Below are 19271 nucleotides of genomic sequence, written 5' to 3'. Positions count from 1 at the left end.
CACACTTTGGGAGCGTCCGTCGTGGCCTATCCGGACGATTTGCTCAGCGAAAACGAGCACGTCGTGGTGCACAGTCACCCGCATTTCAAGATGCTGATCTTCCCCTTCCTCGCGCTGATCGTCACCCTCGGCGTGGGCATCTGGCTGGGCATCCTGGCGAAGGACGCCACGGCCCCGTGGGACCTGATCTCGCTGATCGCGGTCGCCGCGATCGGTCTCGGGCTCGTCGTCTGGCTCTTCCTGGCGCCGTTCGTCCGCTGGCGCACGACGCATTTCATCGTGACCACGGACAGGCTGATCGCCCGTGAGGGCGTGCTCAAGCGGACCGGGATCGACATCCCGCTGTCGCGGATCAACAGCGTGCAGTTCGAACACGGGCTGCTGGACCGCGTGTTCGGCTGCGGCACGCTGGTGATCGAGTCCGCTTCGGACGAACCGCTGAAGTTCGACGACATCCCCAAGGTCGAGCGCGTGCACACGGTCATCTACCGCGAAGTCAACGACAACCCGTACGACGACTTCGCGCCGCCCGCCGCGGGCGGACCGCAGCAGACCGAACCCCTGCCGCCGCAGGGACCCCCGCCGCGCGGAAACCGGCGCCGTTGATGGGCACGCGAGAGCTGGGGCTGCCCGATCGCGTCCCGTCCGCCGCCGCGTTGCCGGAGCGCGTCACGATCTGGGAGGTCGGCCCCCGGGACGGCCTGCAGAACGAGAAGTCGATCGTTCCGGTCGGGGTGAAGCTCGAGTTCCTGGACAGGCTCGCCGATGCCGGGCTGACCACCCTCGAAGCGACCAGTTTCGTGAGCCCGAAATGGGTTCCGCAGCTGGCCGACGCCGAGCAGCTCCTCGCCGGGCTCGACAAGCGCGAAGGCGTCCGGTACCCGGTGCTCGTCCCGAACGAGCGCGGACTGGACAGGGCCCTGGAGGCCGGGGTTTCGCATATCGCGATCTTCGCCAGTGCCACCGAGACCTTCGCCAAGAAGAACCTCAATTCGACGGTGGACGACCAGTTCGCGATGTTCGAGCCGGTCGTCACCCGGGCACGGGCCGAAGGTCTCGACGTCCGCGGATACGTGTCGATGTGCTTCGGCGACCCTTGGGAGGGCGCCGTTCCGGCCTCGCAGGTCGCCGGGGTCGGCAAGCGGCTGCTGGACCTGGGCTGTTCGCAGCTCTCGCTCGGCGACACCATCGGCGTCGCCACCGCGGGGCAGGTCGAGGCGCTGATCAGGCAGTTCTCCGACGTCGCCACCCTGGCCGTCCATTTCCATGACACGTACGGCCAGGCGCTCGCGAACACGCTGGCCGCGCTCCGCTGCGGTGTGTCCACTGTGGACTCTTCCGCCGGTGGGCTGGGTGGCTGCCCGTACGCCGAATCGGCCACCGGGAACCTCGCGACCGAGGATCTGGTCTGGATGCTCGACGGTCTCGGCGTCGAAACCGGTGTCGATCTGGACGCACTGGTCTCGACGAGCAAGTGGATGGCCGGGAAGCTCGGCAGGCCGAGTCCGTCCCGGGTGGTCAACGCGCTCGCGGGCTGAGAGCCGCGCTTTCGGGTATCCGCCGACGAGAACGCCGGTCGGCGCTAAGGTCTTAGCGCGTCCTGTCCGCTGCCTCCCCCTTCACCGGTGGGAACGATTCCTTGGGGGAGGTGCGGTGACCGATCCGAGCGAGGCCGGGACGGGCCCGATCCGGCTGCCCGTCCACTACGGCGCGGCCGACGCACCGACGCCTCCTCACGGCGCTCGCGCTCCGTACGCGCCTTCGCCGTGGCCGCCCGCGGTGGCACCGTTGCGCGTCCCCTTCCCGCCGCAGCCCGTCGCTCCGCCGCCCATGGGCGCCCTGCGGACCGAGCGGGAGAGCGTGATCGCGCTGTTCCTCGTGCACATGTTCCCCATCGGGCATCTCCCGGTCGCGATGGGGAAACCGGCGCGCCAGTTGCCGCTTCCCGTCGGCGGTTCCGGGCCGCACGATCACCCCGAGGCTGGCGTGCTGGACGATCAGGACGCGTTGTCGCACGTCAGCAGCGGTTTCCGGCGATCGCCGACGACCCCGTCCGTGGTTCCCCCGCCGGAACTGACCCGGGGACACGACCCTTGGGGCGGAGAGTCCCCAGAGGACTGGCGAGAGCGCTTCGTGGGCGAAACGAGCTATTTGTGGCCGCCCGGCCAACTCTTTCCCGAGGGCGGGATCGACCCGGCGACACCGGTGATGCTCGAAGTGGGCACCCATCTCGACCGTTTCGGGGATCCGCACGGCCGGGTGTTCGCCGAGGACGCGACCCTGTACTCGATGCGCTCGTTGCCGCCGGACCAGGCCGCCGCGTACCGGCGTTACCGGGTCGTCCGGTCGTTGCCGGTCTGGCGCTCGGTGACCGCCGAATGGTTCGGCCAGCCCGGTGGCGGAGTACGTTTCCGCGCGGTGCTGGGCGCCGATGAACTCGTCACGCTGGGCTTCCTGGCGGACGTCACGGGGGAGGTTCGGTGAACACGGGGACGATCCTGCGGTGGCTGGCGGCGCTGGGCGTGCCGCCCGAGGTGATCTCGGTCGGCGCGGAGACGGACAACGCCTGGTGCCTCATGCGCACCGAGGAGGAAGACGCCGAGCCCGCCTGGGAAGTGTTCTGGCGTGAGCAGGGCAACCGGTACGACTGGGCGCGGTTCACCAGCGAACAGGTCGCCTGCCACTACCTCTTCGGACGGCTCGCCTGGTCGCAGGTCGCCCGCGGCGCTGTCGGTCTCCTCCCCGGCGCGCAGTGAGTTTCAGCGCTTCAGGATGGCCAAGGTTTCGTCGTGGAGCAGGCCGTTCGTCGACAGGGCCGAGCCGTTGTCGTAGCGCGCTTCCCCGTTCAGGTCGCTGAAGCGGCCACCGGCTTCGGTGATCAGCACCTGGGCGGCGGCGACGTCCCACGGGTTCACGATGCATTCCGCGACGATGTCGAGCGCACCCTCGGCCACCAGGCAGTGCTGCCAGAAATCGCCGAAGGCGCGGCTTTCCCAGCACGCGTCGACGAGGTCGATGTACTTCTCCCGCGAGTGGTACTTCACCCACGAGTTCAGGTCCGTTGTGGACAGATACGCGTCTTCGAGCGAAGCGACCTTCGACACCGAAAGGCGGCGTTCGCCCGCCGAGTCGCTCATCCAGGCGCCGTCCCCGGTGGCCGCCCACCAGCGGCGGCCGAGCAGCGGCGCGCTGATCAGGCCCACCACGGGGGTGCCGTCTTCGACCAGCGCGATCAGCGTCGCCCAGACCGGGACACCGCGCAGGAAGTTCTTGGTCCCGTCGATCGGGTCGAGCACCCAGGCCCGGCCGGTCGCGGCCGAACCGCCGCGCTCCTCGCCGAGTACCTCGTCGTCCGGGCGTTCTGTGGCGAGGATCGCACGGATCGCGTCTTCGACGGCGGTGTCGGCGTCGGTGACCGGAGTCCGGTCCGGTTTGCGTTCCACGGCCAGGTCCAGCGCGCGGAACCGGGAGGTGGTGATGGCGTCGGCGGCGTCGGCCAGCCGGGTGGCGAGTTCCAGATCATTCTCGTAGCCAGGCACGGTCACGATGCTTTCACGCCCGGCAGTCGTAGAGTTGGCCAGGTGAGCATGGTGCTACTCGCCGAGGACGACCCGGCCATCGCCGATCCCCTTTCGCGCGCGCTTCAGCGGGAGGGGTACGAGGTGCGTGTCGTCGGTGACGGCCCGGCCGCGCTCGACGCGACCGAAAGCGATCGCGTCGATCTCCTGGTCCTCGATCTCGGGCTGCCCGGGATGGACGGCCTCGAGGTGTGCCGCCGCCTGCGCGCCAGCGGTACCGAGGTGCCGGTGCTGATGCTGACCGCGCGCACGGACGAGGTCGACTTCGTGGTCGGGCTCGACGCCGGCGCCGACGACTACGTCGCCAAACCGTTCCGGCTCGCCGAACTGCTGGCCCGGATCCGGGCGCTGCTGCGACGGCGGGCGCCCGAGGTGCTCGAAGCCGGGGGAGTGCGGATGGACCTCGGCGCCCGGATGGTCACCGTGGACCTGCACGAGGTGCAGCTGGCGAACAAGGAGTTCGAGCTCCTGCGGGTGCTGATGAACCGCGCGGGCCAGGTGGTCAGCCGCGACGAAATCCTCGCCGAGGTGTGGAACGACCTCGAATCGAAGACTTCGAAGACCCTCGACATGCACATGTCGTGGCTGCGCCGGAAGCTCGCGATCGCCGCCGACGAAGCGGCGGGGCGGGCGGGCAAACCCGGTGGGAACGGCGACGGGGAACGGCGCATCGCGACGGTCCGCGGCGTCGGCTTCCGCTTCAACTCGGAATAGCATGCGCCGTCGCATCCTCCTGGCGATCCTGCTCGCCGTCGCGGTCACCGCGGCGGTGCTGGGCATCCCGCTCGGGATCACCGCCTGGCAGCTGGTCGAGAACCTCAACCGCGAGAACCTGGCTTCTTCGGCACGCGGGATCGCGGCGACGCTGGACAACGAGATCGCCGTCGGCCAGCCGATCAACCTCGACCTGCTCCGGGTGGGCGTGCCGCAGGGCGGGCTGCTGACCGTCCGCGCGCAGGGGCAGATCGAGAAGCGGTACGGCTCGGACCCCGGTCCCGACGTGGTGTCCGAACGGGCGCCGATCGCGTTGCACGGCGAGGTCGAGCTGTCCATCCCCGCCGGGCCGATGCGCACCCGCCAGACCCAGGTGACGCTGCTCGTGGTGCTGCTGGTCGTGCTGTCGGTGGGCACCGGCACGGTGGTCGCGACGGTGACCGCGCGACGGCTCGCGAAACCGCTGAGACACGTCGCCGACCGTGCGGTCAAACTCGGCGGCGGCGATTTCCGGCCGGATCCGAAGCGCTACGGCGTCGGCGAACTCGACATGGTCGCCGAGGCGCTCGACGCGTCCGGCTCGGCGCTGGCGCAACTCGTCCAGCGAGAACGTCAGCTGGTGGGCGACGTCTCCCACCAGCTGCGGAGCCGGTTGACCGCGTTGCAGCTGAGGCTCGAACCGCTCACCGTCCATCCCGATCAGGACGTCGTCGACGAGGCGAAGGCCGCGCAGGAACAGGCGGACCGGCTGGCGGAGGCACTCGACGAGCTGCTGGCCGCCGCGCGGGCCGCGCGCGAGGTCGGCGCGGAACCGGTCAACCTGCCGGAAGTGCTTCCCGCGGTTTCCGAGGAATGGCGACAGCTGCTTCGCGCCGAAGGAAGGCATCTGCGGCTTCGCGTCACTGACGGGCTGAGGGTGCGGGCGACGCCGGGCCGCCTGCGCGAGGTCGTCAACGTCCTGCTCGACAACGCCCTGCGCCACGGCGCCGGAACGGTCACGCTGGCCGCCCGGCGCGGTGACACGGACGGCACCGTGGTCATCGAGGTCGCCGACACCGGGTCGGGGGTGCCCGACGAGCTGGCGCCGCACATCTTCGAACGCGGGTTCTCCGGCGGCGGGTCGACCGGTGTCGGGCTCGCCCTCGCCCGTGCGCTCATCGAGGCCGATGGCGGACGGCTGGAGTTGTCGAGCAAGCAGCCCGCGGTGTTCAGCCTCTTCCTGAAGGTCCCTCGCCCGGGCGATGTGGCCGAAGTGCGCTGGCCCGCCGAACGGGTCCCTCGCTAAGACCTCCCCAAGGACCACCCGTTCGGGCAGTGCCGCGGAAGCGCGCCGACTTACCGTCGGAGGGTGCATGCGACGGCGTTCCGGTACCGCCCACCGGTGAGTCCGGTCGCCGCGGCGACCGTGGAGATCGGCAAGGTGGCGATTTCCCTGCGGTTGTCCTTCGACGGCGACCTGTTCGCGTGCCGCCGTCCGCCCGGGGTGGTGGAGCGGATGGAGGCCGAGGCCCTGGACCTGCTTTCGAAGGGCCTGTTCGTCAGCGGGATCGACACCCCGGTCGCGGCCGTTTCCGGCGCTGCGGGGCACCGGTTCGTCCAGGACTCCGTCGTGTTCCAGCCCCCGGACCGCTGGGTCTACCGGGGCAGGTGCGTGGTCGGCGCGGGCAAGAACGGGCTGACCTTGACCGGCGTGCTCGGCTACCGCCTCGAAGTCTGTGCCGGGTGGGCCCGGCGGGCCGGTGACTGCGGGCCGCCGGCGACGGCGTCCGAATGGTGCGAGTTCTTCGGCGGGCAGCTGGCCTCCATCGGAGGAGTGGTCCTGCGGCGGGCCTCGGTGCTCAGTCTCGGTACTCCGCCGTGACCGTGACGACGAACGCCGCCCGCGCGGGCAGGCCGAGGCTGACCCACAGCCCGGTCGGATCGGTCTTCCCGAGCGCCAGCGGAAAGGGCTGCTCGTCGACCATCAGGTACTCGGTCCGGACCAAGGCGCGCAGCGACCGGTCGAGCAGGGTGTGCTCGTCGCGGACCTTGTCCGCCCGCGCGGTGACCAGATACGACAGCTCGCACCGCTTCGCCCGCACGGCACCGGTTCCCGGGCCGGTGCCGTGCAGGGCGAAAAGGAACAGATCGACGCTCGACACCTGCGTTTCCGTCTGCCAGGTGGGTTTCGGCGGATCCAACCGGACCACCGTCCCCTCCGGCAGATGAGGTGCGATGAGCAGGCACAAGGCTTCGTCGACCTGGGTGATCACGGTGTCAGATCAATCCCTCACGCAGTGCGTAAGCTACCGCGTGCGACCGGTTCCGGAGCTGGAACCGGTTCGTCACGTCGTGCAGGATGCTTTTCACCGTGCGCTGCGAGTAGCAGAGCTGATCGGCGATCTCCTGCGTCGAAAACCCCGAGGCGACCAGCTTGAGCACCTCGGTTTCCCGGCTGCTCATGCCACCGAACTGCAGGCCACGCGGCTGCAGGACCTGACGCTGCAACCGGGAGACCCGGTGCAGGAGCCTGCCGAGCAGATCGGGCGGAAGCGCACCCTCCCCGGCTGCGGCCGCCTTGATCAGCCGGACCAGGACGTCGGCGCCCGCCTCCGAGCGGCGGGCGACCGCGCAGACGCCGTGCTCGATGGCGCTCAGGATCTCGTTGTCGTCGACTTCACCCGCGATGAGCACGATGCGGGTGAACCCCTGGTGGTGCAGCGCGGACAGCAGCTGCGTCATCGCCTCGTCGAGGCGGTCGGTGACCAGGAGGGCCACCATCGTCGGGTCGGCCGCCTCCCCGTCCACCAGCCAGACGTCGTCACGGGAGCGGAGCGTCATGCAGACGCCGTTGTGCAGGATCGGATCGGTGGCACGGACTACCACCGGTGTCCTGTTCGGTTCGAACATGTGATTCCCATTCCCCTCGAACGGTGCGAGGGCCCCACCCCCCGCACTGCTCACCCTGCCGGGTGAGGTGTCCCGGGCGCATGGGACTCCGGTCCCGACATTGCCCGAAAAGCCGCCCTAATTGAGGTTTTCAACGGCCGAGGCCCGCTTCACGGGCCAGGACGATCGCTTCGGCGCGGTCCGCGACGTGAAGTTTGCTGAAGACGTTGGAAATATGATTCCGCACGGTTTTCGGGCTGAGACACAGAGTGCTGGCGATGGCGGTGTTGCTGTGGCCACCGGCGATGAGTGAAAGGACCTCTCGTTCGCGGACGGTCAGTTCCGGGAAAACCGTGTCCGGACTCGGCTGGGAGTGGTTGAAGAAGCCGAGAACGCGCGTCGCGATATCGGGCCCGAAGATCGCTTCGCGCCTTGCGACCGCGTGAACGGCACGGATGATTTCGTCGGGTTCCGCGTCTTTGAGCAGATATCCGCGGGCTCCGGCACGCATCGCGGAGAAAACCGATTCGCTTTCGTCCGCCATCGTCAGCATGAGCACGCCGACACCGGGTCGTTCGGCGACGATGTGCCGGGTCGCTTCGGCGCCGCTGACGTCGGGCAAATGCAGATCCATGACCACGACGTCGGGCCCGAGGGCACTCGCCGCGCTGATCGCGTGCGCGCCGCTCGCGGCCTCGCCGACGACGTCGATCTCCGGTTCGTTGGAGAGAAGTGTGCACACCCCGAACCGGAACAATGGATGGTCGTCGACCACGAGCACGCGAAGGCGTTCGTTCATACGGGCTCCCCCTGTCTCCCCGCGCGGCACGTTAGCGAGAGGGCCGGTCGCGGACAACGCGTGGTCCGGACAGCGGACCGGCGAGAATTAAACGCCCGATGAGTGTCGCGTATCGCGGGGATCCGCCCAAGTCATTAACCCTTTCGGCCCAGCCGGGGGAGCAAGGGACCTTTGCTCCCGTTCGTTAGCACGCTAACCAACGTGAGCAAAGGTCCCTTGCTATCACTTCTCTTAACATTGAGAGAGGCGCAAGTCCGTGAAGGACTCCTTGAGGGACCCAGAGTCCCTCAAGGAGTCCCTCACGGACCGCGGATCACCCCGACCCAGGCGTGAGCAAAGGTCCCTTGCTCTCTTTCCGCAGGTCAGGCGAACGCGGCGGCGTGCTCGCGAGCCCAGTCGGCGAACGTCAGCGGCGCCCGGCCGAGGAGTTCGCGGACCGTGCCGAACACGATCTCCTCGTTCCCGGCGGACTGCTGCTTGAGTTCGAAGAGCCCGTCGACCGCCGAAGCGGGCCAGCCGTACCCGAGCATTCGGGCACGAGAGTCTGCTTCGGACTCTTCGGCGTAGGTCAGCTGTCGGCCGAGGGCATCGCCCAGGATCTCGACCTGCCGCCGCGTCGTGAGGGCTTCGCCGCCGGTGATCGGATACGTCCTGCCCGCGTGCCCGTCGGTGGTCAGCACAGTCGCCGCGACCTCGGCGATGTCGCGGACGTGCACCAGCGCGGACGCCGGATCGCCTTCGGTGACGCGGATGACGCCGTCCCCGCGCACGGCGTGCAGCCAGGCGAACCGGTTGTCCATGAACGTGCCGGGGCGCAGGATCGTCCAGTCCGGCCCGGCCTCGCGCACGGCCTGTTCGGCCGCGGTGTGCACGAGGGAGATCGGATCGGTCTGTCCGAAGTGGACTCCGGTGGTGGAGAGCTTGACGACGTGCGCGACATCGGTGGCCGCCTCGAGTACCGCTCGTTCCTGTGCGAGCGGGTCCGAGCCGTGCCCGGAGGTCAGGACGAAGACGCGATCGACACCGTCGAGCAGCGCGGGATCGAAAGTGTCGAGATCGCCGGTGACGACTTCGGCACGCGGATCGATCCGGGCGCGGGCGGGGTCGCGCGTCAGGGCACGCACGCGAGCGCCCTTGTCCAGCAGCGAGGGAACGAGTTCGCGGCCGATTTTACCGGTGGAACCGAGAACGAGGATCATCGAAGAACTCCTTTAGTGGTTGCGGCGCAAGGGAACGCGCGGCAGGAAGAGGGAGGCGGCGAGGCCGATCACGAGGGCGGGGATCATCGTCCAGAACACCCCGTTGAGCGCGGAGGCGTAGCCACCGGGACTGTCGGTGGCGAACGAACTCGTGAACACCGCGCCGAAAACGGTCAGCCCGGCCGTGGTGCCGAGGGAACGCAGGAAGCCGACGGTCGCCGAAACGGCGCCGAGATCGGTCCGGGCCACGTTTTGCTGGGCCGCCATGGAAAGCACCTGCATGTTGAGCCCGGCCGCCGCGCCGAACACGACGAGATAGGCGACGACGAGTGGCAAGGGTGTCGTTTCGTCCATTGTGGACATCGCGAGGGCGGCGGCGAGACCGAGTGTCATGCTGAGGATCGGTGCCCAGCGGTAGGCGCCGGTCTTGGCGATGATCCGGCCCGCGACCATTGACGACGCGGCGACGGCGAGCGTCATCGGCAGCAGGAGGAGACCGGCTTCCGAAGGCCCGGCGCCGCCCGCGGTCTGCAGGAAGAGCGCCAGGTAGTTGACCGAACCCAGGAAGACGAACCCGGCCGCGGCACTGGCCAGCACACTCAGGCTGAACATCCTGGCGCGGAACAGCCGGAGCGGGATGACCGGTTCGGCCGCCCGGCGTTCGATGACCAGGAAGGCGACGAGCAGCACCGCGCCGATCGACGCGGAAAGCGGCGTCGCCAGGGTCAGGCCGACGATCGCGCCGGACAGGACGACGATGCCCGCGAAGTCGAACGGCGCGGCCGTCCGGCGGCGTTCGAGCCGCAGGAAGCGGGCGACGACGACGAGCGCGACCAGTCCGATCGGCACGTTGACCAGGAAGATCGATCGCCAGCCCGCGAGGTCGGTCAGCACGCCGCCGACGACAGGGCCCGCCAGCGAAGACCCGGCGAAGCAGATCGAGAACCAGGCGAAGTAGCGCGCGCCTTCGCGGCCAGGGAACAGTTCGCCGATGATCGCGGCGACCGCGACGAACAGTCCGCCGGAGCCGATGCCCTGCAGGACACGGGCGGCGATCAACAGCGGCATCGACGGCGCGAGCGCGCAGGCGAGGGAGCCGAGGACGAACAGCGCGATCGCGACGAGCACGACGCGCTTGCGGCCGAAGAGGTCACCGAGTTTTCCGTAGACGGGCGCGCTGACGCTGCCTGCCAGCAGGTACGCGGTGGTGACCCAGGCGAACGACGTGGCGCCGCCGAGTTCGCCGACCATGCGCGGCAGGGCGGTCGCGACGACCTGGGCGTCGAGCATCGCCAGGAAAACGGCGGCGAAGAGCCCGACGAGGGCAAGGGTGTTTCGGGCACGCGGAGGCGCGCCGAGAGCGGTACTCAAGGAAAGGATCCATTCACTGGAAGAAACGAGGGAACGCGAAGGACGCGGAGGGCCACTCCGGTCCCCGCCAAGACGGGAAAAGGCTCAACCGTCATCCGAACCGGATGCGGTCCTCTTCGCGCTTGGCGATCACCTCGGATTCGTCCCGCTCGACCGTACGAACCCGGCCGGCGTCATCAGTGAAGGAATGTTGACATGGATGACTCTAAACAATCACATGTCTTTTGACAAGTACCTAGCGGAGGGGGACGACGTCGTCGTCCGGCTCGTCGCTGTCCCGGCGGCGTTTGCCCAGCTCGTCCGGGAAGACCCACTTCTTGAAACCCCAGAAGCGGAAGAACATCGCCAGCAGCATGCCGATGATCGACCCGCTCGTGAAGTCCGCGAACTCCTGGACGAACCGTGTCACGTGGGGCACTTCGAGGTCGAAGATGTACCGCGACGTGTAGAGCGGGATCAGGTTGACCACCACGGCGATGCCGCTGATCACGAAGAAGAGCGCCGCCTCGTGATGCCGCTCGCGCCCGCCGCGGGTCCGGAAGGACCATTCGCGGTTGAGGATGTAGGACACGATCGTCGCCACGATGATCGCGATCGCCTTCGCCGTGGTCGGCTTCGACTCCAGCACGCTGAGCTTCAGCAGGTACCAGACGCCGTTGTCGACCAGGAACGTCGTGCCACCGACAATTCCGAATTTCAACAGCTCCCGGTGCTTGATCAGCACGGATCGGAGCGGCTCGGGCGTCCGGGAAAGGACGGATTCGACCACGGTCACCAGGTCAGTCTAATTCGCGCGGGCCACCGAACGGGCTAGCAGGGGCTTGGACAGAGCGTTATAGGACCCTTTGGGCGATTCCGGGCGCAGCCATGACCTCGTGAGTGGTAAGGACGGTTAGAACCGTCCTTACCACTCACGAGGTCGTGCCTCGGCCCAGGTCAGGCGGCAGGTTCGTCGGGGATGTCCGAAGCGTCTCGCCCGTCGCCCCGCAGCAGCCGCGGCCGCGCGTCGGCCTGCGGGAAGACCCACTTCTTGAACGACCACCAGCGGAACACCGTGCCGAGCAGTGTCCCGATGATCGCGCCGCTGACGAAGTCGGCGATTTCCTGCGTCAGCAGCCCGACGTGCGGCTGTTCCAGCTGGAGCACGTACCGCGAAACCAGCTGCGGAACCGCGTTGAGGCCGAGCGCGACCGCGCTGAGCAGGAAGAAGAGTGCCGCTTCGTGAGCGCGCTCACGACCGCCACGGGTGCGAAAGGACCATTCACGGTTCGCGACATACGAGAAAACGGTCGCGACCAGCACGCCGATCATCAGCGCGGTCACCGGTTTGTCGGTCAGCACGGTGAACTTCAGCCCGTAGGTGATCGTCATCGTGATGACGAAACTGGCGCCCCCGACCACGGCGAACCGCAGCAGTTCCCGGTGCCTCCCCAGCATGCGGCCAACGCTACTGGAAGATGCGGTCGATGATCCCGTTGGGCTCGGTGGTCGGCTTCGTCTTGCCTGGCCGCGGCGGTGCGCTCGTGGTCGCGGCGGGCGGAGCGGGTTCCTTCTTCGCCGGCTCTGAAGGCGTCGCGGACGGCGAAGGCTTCTTCGACGGAGAAGGCCACCCAGGCCGCCCCGGCTTCGTCGTCTCCGAAGTGGCCGGAGGCTTCGACGTGACCGAAGGCAGCGAAGGCGTCGAGGGCATTGAGGGCACAGTGGTCGGCGGAAGCAGCGCGGAGTCGTCACACCAGTGGTGCCAGCAGCCGAAGTAGACCTCCACCGGCTTCGCCTTCGCGACACCGAGGGTGGCGTTCACCGTCACCGGCAGGTTGTCCGCCGGACGGCCCTTCAGGCGGACCCACAGGCTCACCTGACGCCCAGGAGTCAGCGAGCCGCGCGAAGTGCACGACGCGCCTTCGCCGGTCGGGTTGCACGGGATGCCGTGCACGCTCCATGAGCTGAGCACGCGGTGGTCGAGCGTGATCGTCACCGGCTTCGTCGTCTTGCCCGTGTTCTTCACACGGACCAGCACGAGCGGGTTGCGGTTCCACGGGAACGCCGACAGCCCGTCGCTCTCGGCCCGCAGGACGAGGTCGTCCGGCGGCGGCTTCACGGTCACCTTCACCACGACCGACACCTTGATCTGGGCGCCTGCCGTCACCGAACCGGTCACCATGCTGCCGGGTTCGGCCGTTTCGTCGGCACGCAGCCGGAACGTCAGCACCGCGGCCTGTCCCGGTTCGAGACCGGTGCCGGTCTTGCAGGTAACCGTTCCGGTGCCGCCGGGGCAGTTCACCGCGATCGGCGCCGGTCCGGCCTGCTGCCGGACGCCCGCCGCGCCACCGCCACCGGCGGGGACGGCCGTCACACCCTTCGGCAGGTTCAGCGAGATCGCGACGGGTTCGGACTTCGATCCACCGTCGTTGCGCACGGTGATCGGCAGGTTGGTGTCTTCACCCGGCTCGAGTTGGACACCGCCGGTCGGGGTCGACGCCGTCATCACCGGAGGTGACGGGATCACCGGCGAGGGCGGTGGCGGTTCGGAGGGCGAAGGTGCCGGAACGGAAGGCGTCGGCTGGGTCGGCGGCGGCTGCTCCTGAGCGGGAGGAACCGGCTGGGGTTGAGGCTCCGGTTGCGGCTGAGGCTGAGGCTGCGGTTGTGGCTGGGGCTGGGGTTGCGGGACACCGGGCGGCACGGGCTTGATGGGAGCGGGTGCCACGGCGGGCGGCGGGACCGCCGCGGCCGCCGGGATCTCCTGGGTGCCGCCACCGGCGGCGAGCGCCACCGCGACGGCGGCGACGATGGCCGCGCTCGATCCGGCCACCGTGGCGAACTGGCGCGGTCCGGCCGCGGCGGCGCCCGCAGCTCCGCCCGAACCCGAGCCCGAACCCGCGGTACCGGCCGCGCCCGCCGAAGCCGAAGCCGTGGTGGCGGCCGTCGCGGCCGCGGTGACCGCGCCCGCCTTGCCCGCCCCGGCCGTGGCCAGGTAACCGAGAGCCGCGCCACCGAGCACGATCGGCGCGATGATCCCGCGCAGACCGCCGTTGATGTCGGCCAGTTCCGCGGCCAGCGCGCGGCACTTTTCGCATTCGTCCAGGTGGTTCTCCACCTGGGCCCGCTCGCGTTTGGACAAGCCGTCGCGGGTCCACGCGCCGAGTTTGTCCGCGCTCGCGCGGCAGCGTTCGCCGGAGTTCTCGGCCAGGTGGACCTGGAGATACGCCTGCCGCAGGCCCTCACGGGCCCGGTACGCGAGCGCGGAGACACCGTTCGCGGTCAGTCCCAGCAACGGCGCGACCTCGGCGGGGCTCTGCCCCTCGATCTCGGTGTGCCACAGCACCGCCTGCCACCGCTCGGGCAGCCGCGTGAACGCCTTCGCGGCGAGTGTGCGCTCGAGCCCGGCGACGGCGGTGTCGGAAAAGGGGACGGTCAGCGCTTCGCCGACGGCACCGCCGACGTCGGACATGTCCTCGTTCAGGTCGACGCGCTTTTCTTTGCGCGTCTTGTCGTAGGCGGTGTGCCGCAGCGCGGTCAGCAGATAGGCGCGGAACGCCGCATCGGGGCCTTTACCGCCGCGCAGCGTGTCCAGCACTTTCGCGAAGGCTTCCGAAACGAGGTCGTCCGCTTCGGAACTGGAGCGGGCGAGCTGACGGGCGAGATTGTGCGCCGCGCCGGCGTGCCGCTCGTAAAGCGTTCCGTAAGACGCGATCTTCCCGTCACGCACCTCGGCGATCAGCTCGGCGTCACTCTTACCGGTGAGATCGGCGGGAACGGTGGACACGGGACTCCTTCATCTGCTGGTTCGGCGGGTCTACTGACTTAAACGCCCGAACACGCTCAGTGTGACGGACTGGGCGACGCACGTCACCTCGCGGCCCCGCCGATGACCCGGAGAGCCCAACACCTTCACCCGCCCTGGGTTACTGAAGAGTTCGGAAAGATCCTTGAAAAACGCCGTCACGCACGACGTGAACCGGCGTCCCCACCGTGAAGCGATCGCAAGATCGAAAAGATCGGGACGGAAGGGGCGGTGGGCAGTGGACGTACCGGCGACCGGTGCGCCGTCCGGGGGACCCGACGGGCAAGCCGCCTGGAACCGGTTCGAGCGGGATCGTTCTCTCCGTGCCCTGCGGGCTCGCTGGCGGACCGCCAGCCTGGCCGCCGGCTGGCGTTTCCCGAGTGACTGGGGCCTCCCCGAGGTCGACGCCGTCTGCGCGGCGGTGATCAAGAACGGCCGGGCCGTCACCGCCGAAGTGGCGGAAACCGCTCTCGCGGGATTGGGCAGGGCACGCGCCGCGGCGGGTGCCGGGCTGGCCGAAACGCTCGCGGACCTCGCGGCGCTGCACGCCGTGCTCGCCGACCCGGACGCGGTGGACGGTTTCATCGCACCGGACGTCGACTCGACGCCGTCCCGGCTACTCCGGGTGACGGCGCTGGCGTGGGCGGACGTCGCGACCGATCAGCTCGTGAACACCGAAGTCACCGAACCGCTCACCGGCTTGCCCACCGCCGCGTACCTGAGGACCCGGTTGAGCGAGCTGTACCGCCAGGCCCGCCGCGACGAGCGGCCGGTCGCGGAGGCGCACACGCTGCTCGTGGTCTCGATGGACTTCAGCTCGGTCGCGGGCTGGCCCCGGCTGACCGGGATGATCCTGGTCGCGGATGCGCTGAAGCAGGTGTTCGACGGCGGCGAGAGCGTCGCTTCGCTCGGACCGTCCGTCGCGGGCGTGCTGGTGCCGAAGGACGTGAGGCTCGCTTCGTCCGGAGTCGCGCTGCGAAGGGCGCTCAACGAGCGGCTTTCGGTGGACGCCCAGCTGCGGGACACCGGCCGTCCGCAGATTTCGGCGGTCCGGCTTCCGGCGACCTACGACCAGGCGTGCGATCTCCTCACCGGTCTCGCGCGGTCCTGAGCAGGGTTAGCGCAGGACCTTCTCCAGGTCACGGGCGACCCACTCGACGTGCGACGACCCGGTTCATGATTTCCTGTTTGCGTGACCCGGACTGTTCCCGCCGACGCGAACGGCGACGTTTCGGCGAAACGACCACAGCATCGTCTCTCGTTGCGCAGGTCGCTCGCCCGCTTGTCCGTCCGGCCGAGATCGATCTTGATCCTGTCGGTGATCCCGCTGGTCGCGATCGGTTTCGGCATCTGGGGATGGCAGCACGAATGGGTGCTGGGCGTGGACAGCGCGGTGTATCGCGCCGGTGCCGAGACACTGCTCAACGGTGATCCGCTGTACGACGCCAACACACTTCCGGTGGAGCCGTGGTGGGCGCTGTTGCCGTTCACCTATCCGCCGACGGCCGCTTTGCTCTTCGTCCCGCTCGCCGTGGTCCCGACGCAGGTCGCCTGGGGGCTCCTGACCGCGGTTTCGCTGCTCGCGCTGGCGCTGTGCGTCCGGATCGCCATCGGCGCGTTGCCGAAGCCCTCGACCGACGGTCCCCGCTGGTGGGCCTCGCCCGCCCGGTCGACCATCGCGTTCTTCCTGGTGTTCCTCGGCCTCGAGCCGGTGTGGCGCACGATCTTCCTCGGCCAGATCAACATCATCCTGATGGCGCTGGTGATGCTCGACATCCTGGTCATCGGGGCCAGGGGCAGCCGCTGGGGCGGGGTGCTCGTCGGCGTCGCGGCCGCGGTCAAGCTCACCCCGATCGTCTTCCTGGGGCATCTGTTCATCACCGGCCGCCGGATGGACGCCGTCCGCGGGCTCATCACGTTCATCGTGATGCAGGGCCTGATGTTCCTGATCATCCCGCACGACGCGGCCCGGTACTGGACCTACACGCTGCCCGACACCGGCCGGATCGGCCCGGTGCACTGGGCGGGCAACCAATCGCTGAACGCGCTGATGAACCGCTTCACCGAACTCGCGCCCTGGGCGTCGAAGGCGGCGATGGGGATCGGCGCGCTGCTCGCGATCCCGGCGATCTGGCTGGTGCTGCGCTTCCACCGCAAGGGCCAGGCGCTCGCGGCGATGCTGGTGACGGCGTTCTGGATCCTGCTGATCTCGCCGATCTCCTGGACCCACCACTGGGTGTGGGTGGCGCCGCTGGTCGTCCTGCTGGTCTCGCGCCTGCCGAAGACCACGCCCGCCACGGCGTGGAAACGCTGGCTCGGCACCTTCGGGGTGTTCTTCGTCTTCATCAGTTGCGTGCTGCTGATCTTGCCCAACGGCCGCAACGTCGAGCTGCACTGGAAGGTGTGGCAGAACATCCTCGGCAGCGCGTACATCTTCATGCCGCTGGTGCTGGCGCTCGCGCTGGCCGGGCGCTGGTGGTACCTGCGCCGGAAGCGGGGCGCGGGGAACGACGCCGTGGGGGATGACGCTGCGGGGGATGGCGACAAGCATGCTGAAGTCGCGTCCGGCGGCTGAGCCTCGGGTCGTCGGGGCCGCGCTGGCGGGCGCGCTCGCATTGGCGATGCTGGGGCTGGGCATCGTGGCCTGGCTCGGCGAATGGCATCTCGGCGCGGACAGCGCCGTCTACCGCGCCGGTGCCCTCACCCTGCTGAAGGGTGAACCGCTCTACACCCGCGAGGCGCTGACGACGCTGCCGCCGTGGGTGCTGCTGCCGTTCACCTACACCCCGGCCGCCGCGCCGCTGTTCCTGCCGCTCGCGATCGTCCCGGCCGGGCTGACCTGGGGCGTGGTCGGCGCGCTATCGCTGGTCTGCCTGAGCGTCGTGATCTCCGTGGTCGCCCGCGCGTGCGGCGCGCCCCTCACCCGGTGGTGGGTCCTGCCGCTGGCCACGGCCGGCGCGCTGGCGCTGGAGCCGGTCTGGAAGACGATCTTCCTCGGGCAGATCAATCTCATCCTGATGGCGTTGATCGTCCTCGACGTGCTGGTGCTTTCGGCGCGCGGTTCGCGCTGGGCCGGAGTGCTGATCGGCGTTTCGGCCGCGATCAAGCTGACGCCGCTGATCTTCGTGCCGCACCTGCTGTTCACCGGCCGCTGGAAGGACGCGTTGCGGGCGCTGGGCACGTTCGTCGTGCTCGAAGCCGTGATGTTCGCGGTGATCCCCGGTGACGCCGTCCGGTTCTGGACCGAATCGGCGACCGATCCCAGCCGGGTCGGCTCCGTGCACTGGATCTTCAACCAGTCACTCAACGGGCTGGTGAACCGCGCTTCGGAACTCGCGCCGTGGTCGCTGACGGTGGCCATCGCGATCGCCGCGGTCCTGGCCGTTCCCGCCGTCTGGCTGGTGGTGCGCCTGCACCGCCGCGGCGACCCGGTCGGCGCGCTGCTGGTGACCGCGTTCTACGGGCTGCTGCTCTCGCCGGTGTCCTGGTCACACCACTGGGTGTGGACGGTGCCGCTGCTCGTCCTGCTCGTCGTCCGCCGGGCGTGGGTTCCGGCCGCGGGCGTCGCGGTGCTGTTCGCGAGCGGCTTGATCATGTTCGTGCCCAACGGCGGGGAGACCGAGTTCGGCTGGGGGCTGGGCTGGTCGCTGCTCGGCAACGTCTACGTCCTCACGGCTGCGATCGCCATCACAGGCCTGGCCGTGCGTGAGCTGCGGCGCGGGTCCGCCCAGGTCGCGGCTGTGGCGGCCAAGTAATCTCTCCGTCGTTATGGACAAACGAACCGGTCTTCCGATCGTGGGCATGGTGGGCGGCGGACAGCTGGCCAGGATGACCCACCAGGCGGCGATCTCCCTCGGCCAGTCCCTGCGCGTGCTGGCCGCCGGGGAGAACGAATCCGCCGGCCTCGTCGCGGGCGAGGTCGTGCACGGTCACCACACCGACCTCGAAGCGCTGCGCTCGTTCGCCGCCGGGGTCGACGTGCTGACCTTCGACCACGAGCACGTTCCCGGCGAGCACCTGCTGACGCTCGCGATGGAAGGCGTCACCATCCGGCCCGATCCGGCCGCGTTGTCGATGGCGCAGAACAAGCTCATCATGCGCGAGATGATGGCCGGACTCGAGATCCCCGGCCCCGAGTTCGCCGAAGTGTCCGCTGTGGACGACGTGATCACCTTCGGGGACAAGCACTCCTGGCCGGTGGTGCTCAAGGCGGCGCAGGGCGGTTACGACGGCCGCGGCGTCTGGATGATCGACACCGCGCAGCAGGCGCGCGAGACCGTCCCCGAGCTCCTCGACGCCGGAACCCCCTTGCTGGTCGAGGAAAAGGTCGTCATGCGGCGCGAACTGTCCGCGCTGGTGGCCCGGTCCCCGTTCGGACAGGGCGCGGCGTGGCCGGTGGTGGAGACCGTGCAGTCCGGCGGGATCAACACCGAGGTGCTCGCTCCGGCGCCGGGGCTCAGCGTCGCGCGCACGCAGGAGGCGCAGGACCTCGCGCTGCGGATCGCCGCGACGCTGAACGTGACCGGGCTGCTCGCCGTCGAGTTGTTCGAGACCGACGAGGGCCTGCTGGTCAACGAACTCGCCATGCGCCCGCACAACTCGGGACACTGGACGCAGGACGGCTCGCGGACTTCGCAGTTCGAGCAGCATCTCCGCGCCGTGCTCGACTACCCGCTCGGGATGACCGACCTGGTCGCTCCGGCCTGCGTGATGGCGAACGTCCTCGGCGCCCCCGAGACGCCCGAGATGGGCCCGGACGAACGCCTGCACCACCTGTTCGCGCGGTACCCGGACATCCGCGTTCACCTGTACGGCAAGGGAGAACGTCCCGGCCGCAAACTCGGCCACGTCAACTTCGTCGGCGAACGCATGGAGGAGCTGCGCGACCGCGCGCTGCTGTCCGCGCATTGGCTTTCCCACGCCGTCTGGCTCGACGGCTACGAGATCCACTAGGAGTAATG

The 19271-nt window shown here is 69.1% G+C and carries 20 protein-coding genes; 11 read left to right on the top strand and 9 right to left on the bottom strand.

Features of this window, described 5'->3' with window-relative positions; all coding sequences use genetic code 11:
- The first annotated feature begins 21 nt into the window (after nt 1-21).
- The 4 genes from ACLJPX_RS40515 to ACLJPX_RS40500 all read left to right on the top strand — a co-directional run bounded on the left by ACLJPX_RS40515 (nt 22) and on the right by ACLJPX_RS40500 (nt 2756).
- Complete coding sequence (locus ACLJPX_RS40515; protein ID WP_101612401.1) at nt 22-606, top strand: PH domain-containing protein; 585 nt, start codon at nt 22-24, stop codon at nt 604-606.
- Nucleotides 606-1538, top strand: coding sequence for a hydroxymethylglutaryl-CoA lyase (locus tag ACLJPX_RS40510; RefSeq protein WP_410605507.1), 933 nt, complete (start codon nt 606-608; stop codon nt 1536-1538). The genes ACLJPX_RS40515 and ACLJPX_RS40510 overlap by 1 nt, the downstream gene beginning before the upstream one ends.
- Nucleotides 1539-1653: 115 nt before the next feature.
- Nucleotides 1654-2484, top strand: a complete 831-nt coding sequence (locus ACLJPX_RS40505) for a TNT domain-containing protein (RefSeq protein WP_410605506.1) — start codon at nt 1654-1656, stop codon at nt 2482-2484.
- Complete coding sequence (locus ACLJPX_RS40500) at nt 2481-2756, top strand: hypothetical protein (RefSeq protein ID WP_410605505.1); 276 nt, start codon at nt 2481-2483, stop codon at nt 2754-2756. The genes ACLJPX_RS40505 and ACLJPX_RS40500 overlap by 4 nt, the downstream gene beginning before the upstream one ends.
- A 3-nt stretch (nt 2757-2759) precedes the next feature.
- Here the strand turns inward: ACLJPX_RS40500 and hisN are convergent, their stop codons facing one another.
- Nucleotides 2760-3545 (bottom strand): histidinol-phosphatase, encoded by a 786-nt coding sequence (gene hisN / locus ACLJPX_RS40495; RefSeq protein WP_410605504.1) that lies wholly within the window; start codon nt 3543-3545, stop codon nt 2760-2762.
- A 42-nt stretch (nt 3546-3587) separates the two neighbouring features.
- On the opposite strand from hisN, the gene ACLJPX_RS40490 reads away from it, so the two are divergent.
- The 3 genes from ACLJPX_RS40490 (at nt 3588) to ACLJPX_RS40480 (ending at nt 6153) form a co-directional block, all read left to right on the top strand.
- On the top strand, nt 3588-4292 hold the full coding sequence (locus ACLJPX_RS40490) for a response regulator transcription factor (protein WP_101612406.1): 705 nt from the start codon (nt 3588-3590) through the stop codon (nt 4290-4292).
- A gap of 1 nt (nt 4293) precedes the next feature.
- The gene (locus ACLJPX_RS40485) at nt 4294-5577 is read left to right on the top strand and encodes an ATP-binding protein (RefSeq protein WP_101612407.1); all 1284 of its coding nucleotides are present in this window, start codon (nt 4294-4296) and stop codon (nt 5575-5577) included.
- Nucleotides 5578-5640: 63 nt separating this feature from the next.
- Entirely contained in the window at nt 5641-6153 is a 513-nt protein-coding gene (locus ACLJPX_RS40480; protein WP_410605503.1) for a hypothetical protein, read from the top strand.
- Here ACLJPX_RS40480 and ACLJPX_RS40475 read toward each other — a convergent pair.
- The 8 genes from ACLJPX_RS40475 to ACLJPX_RS40440 all read right to left on the bottom strand — a co-directional run bounded on the left by ACLJPX_RS40475 (nt 6131) and on the right by ACLJPX_RS40440 (nt 14292).
- Nucleotides 6131-6544 (bottom strand): hypothetical protein, encoded by a 414-nt coding sequence (locus ACLJPX_RS40475; RefSeq protein WP_410605502.1) that lies wholly within the window; start codon nt 6542-6544, stop codon nt 6131-6133. The two genes, ACLJPX_RS40480 and ACLJPX_RS40475, sit on opposite strands and share 23 nt — an antisense overlap.
- 4 nt (nt 6545-6548) lie before the next feature.
- Entirely contained in the window at nt 6549-7181 is a 633-nt protein-coding gene (locus ACLJPX_RS40470; RefSeq protein WP_101612410.1) for a helix-turn-helix transcriptional regulator, read from the bottom strand.
- 130 nt (nt 7182-7311) lie between these two features.
- Nucleotides 7312-7959: a response regulator gene (locus ACLJPX_RS40465; RefSeq protein WP_101612411.1), complete on the bottom strand. Its 648-nt coding sequence runs from the start codon at nt 7957-7959 to the stop codon at nt 7312-7314.
- 362 nt (nt 7960-8321) lie between these two features.
- The gene (locus ACLJPX_RS40460) at nt 8322-9158 is read right to left on the bottom strand and encodes an NAD(P)H-binding protein (protein ID WP_410605501.1); all 837 of its coding nucleotides are present in this window, start codon (nt 9156-9158) and stop codon (nt 8322-8324) included.
- 12 nt (nt 9159-9170) lie between these two features.
- Nucleotides 9171-10529 carry an MDR family MFS transporter gene (locus ACLJPX_RS40455; RefSeq protein ID WP_410605500.1) on the bottom strand — a complete coding sequence of 453 codons (1359 nt, stop codon included), beginning with the start codon at nt 10527-10529 and terminating at the stop codon, nt 9171-9173.
- Between the two features lie 235 nt (nt 10530-10764).
- Nucleotides 10765-11304 (bottom strand): GtrA family protein, encoded by a 540-nt coding sequence (locus ACLJPX_RS40450; protein ID WP_101612414.1) that lies wholly within the window; start codon nt 11302-11304, stop codon nt 10765-10767.
- A 161-nt stretch (nt 11305-11465) separates the two neighbouring features.
- The gene (locus tag ACLJPX_RS40445) at nt 11466-11966 is read right to left on the bottom strand and encodes a GtrA family protein (RefSeq protein WP_410605499.1); all 501 of its coding nucleotides are present in this window, start codon (nt 11964-11966) and stop codon (nt 11466-11468) included.
- A gap of 10 nt (nt 11967-11976) precedes the next feature.
- Nucleotides 11977-14292 (bottom strand): sigma-70 family RNA polymerase sigma factor, encoded by a 2316-nt coding sequence (locus ACLJPX_RS40440; RefSeq protein ID WP_410605498.1) that lies wholly within the window; start codon nt 14290-14292, stop codon nt 11977-11979.
- 256 nt (nt 14293-14548) lie between these two features.
- On the opposite strand from ACLJPX_RS40440, the gene ACLJPX_RS40435 reads away from it, so the two are divergent.
- The 4 genes from ACLJPX_RS40435 (at nt 14549) to ACLJPX_RS40420 (ending at nt 19263) form a co-directional block, all read left to right on the top strand.
- Complete coding sequence (locus ACLJPX_RS40435) at nt 14549-15421, top strand: GGDEF domain-containing protein (RefSeq protein ID WP_101612417.1); 873 nt, start codon at nt 14549-14551, stop codon at nt 15419-15421.
- Between the two features lie 81 nt (nt 15422-15502).
- Nucleotides 15503-16885, top strand: coding sequence for a glycosyltransferase 87 family protein (locus ACLJPX_RS40430; RefSeq protein ID WP_410605497.1), 1383 nt, complete (start codon nt 15503-15505; stop codon nt 16883-16885).
- Entirely contained in the window at nt 16860-18065 is a 1206-nt protein-coding gene (locus ACLJPX_RS40425) for a glycosyltransferase 87 family protein (RefSeq protein WP_410605532.1), read from the top strand. The genes ACLJPX_RS40430 and ACLJPX_RS40425 overlap by 26 nt, the downstream gene beginning before the upstream one ends.
- A 13-nt stretch (nt 18066-18078) precedes the next feature.
- The gene (locus tag ACLJPX_RS40420) at nt 18079-19263 is read left to right on the top strand and encodes a 5-(carboxyamino)imidazole ribonucleotide synthase (RefSeq protein ID WP_410605496.1); all 1185 of its coding nucleotides are present in this window, start codon (nt 18079-18081) and stop codon (nt 19261-19263) included.
- Nucleotides 19264-19271 lie beyond the last annotated feature (8 nt).

The organism is Amycolatopsis sp. lyj-90 (genome assembly GCF_046549035.1).
Taxonomy (GTDB): Bacteria; Actinomycetota; Actinomycetes; order Mycobacteriales; family Pseudonocardiaceae; genus Amycolatopsis.
Note: the sequence above shows the minus strand (reverse complement) of the source record. Positions and strands in the feature narration are given on the sequence as shown.

Bases quoted from the DNA above. Each gene is read 5' to 3' on its own strand.
- ACLJPX_RS40510 (WP_410605507.1), top strand. From the start codon at position 606: ATGGGCACGCGAGAGCTGGGGCTGCCCGATCGCGTCCCGTCCGCCGCC.
- ACLJPX_RS40490 (WP_101612406.1), top strand. From the start codon at position 3,588: ATGGTGCTACTCGCCGAGGACGACCCGGCCATCGCCGATCCCCTTTCG.
- ACLJPX_RS40485 (WP_101612407.1), top strand. From the start codon at position 4,294: ATGCGCCGTCGCATCCTCCTGGCGATCCTGCTCGCCGTCGCGGTCACC.
- ACLJPX_RS40470 (WP_101612410.1), bottom strand. From the start codon at position 7,181: ATGTTCGAACCGAACAGGACACCGGTGGTAGTCCGTGCCACCGATCCG.
- ACLJPX_RS40465 (WP_101612411.1), bottom strand. From the start codon at position 7,959: ATGAACGAACGCCTTCGCGTGCTCGTGGTCGACGACCATCCATTGTTC.
- ACLJPX_RS40460 (WP_410605501.1), bottom strand. From the start codon at position 9,158: ATGATCCTCGTTCTCGGTTCCACCGGTAAAATCGGCCGCGAACTCGTT.
- ACLJPX_RS40445 (WP_410605499.1), bottom strand. From the start codon at position 11,966: ATGCTGGGGAGGCACCGGGAACTGCTGCGGTTCGCCGTGGTCGGGGGC.
- ACLJPX_RS40425 (WP_410605532.1), top strand. From the start codon at position 16,860: ATGCTGAAGTCGCGTCCGGCGGCTGAGCCTCGGGTCGTCGGGGCCGCG.
- ACLJPX_RS40420 (WP_410605496.1), top strand. From the start codon at position 18,079: ATGGACAAACGAACCGGTCTTCCGATCGTGGGCATGGTGGGCGGCGGA.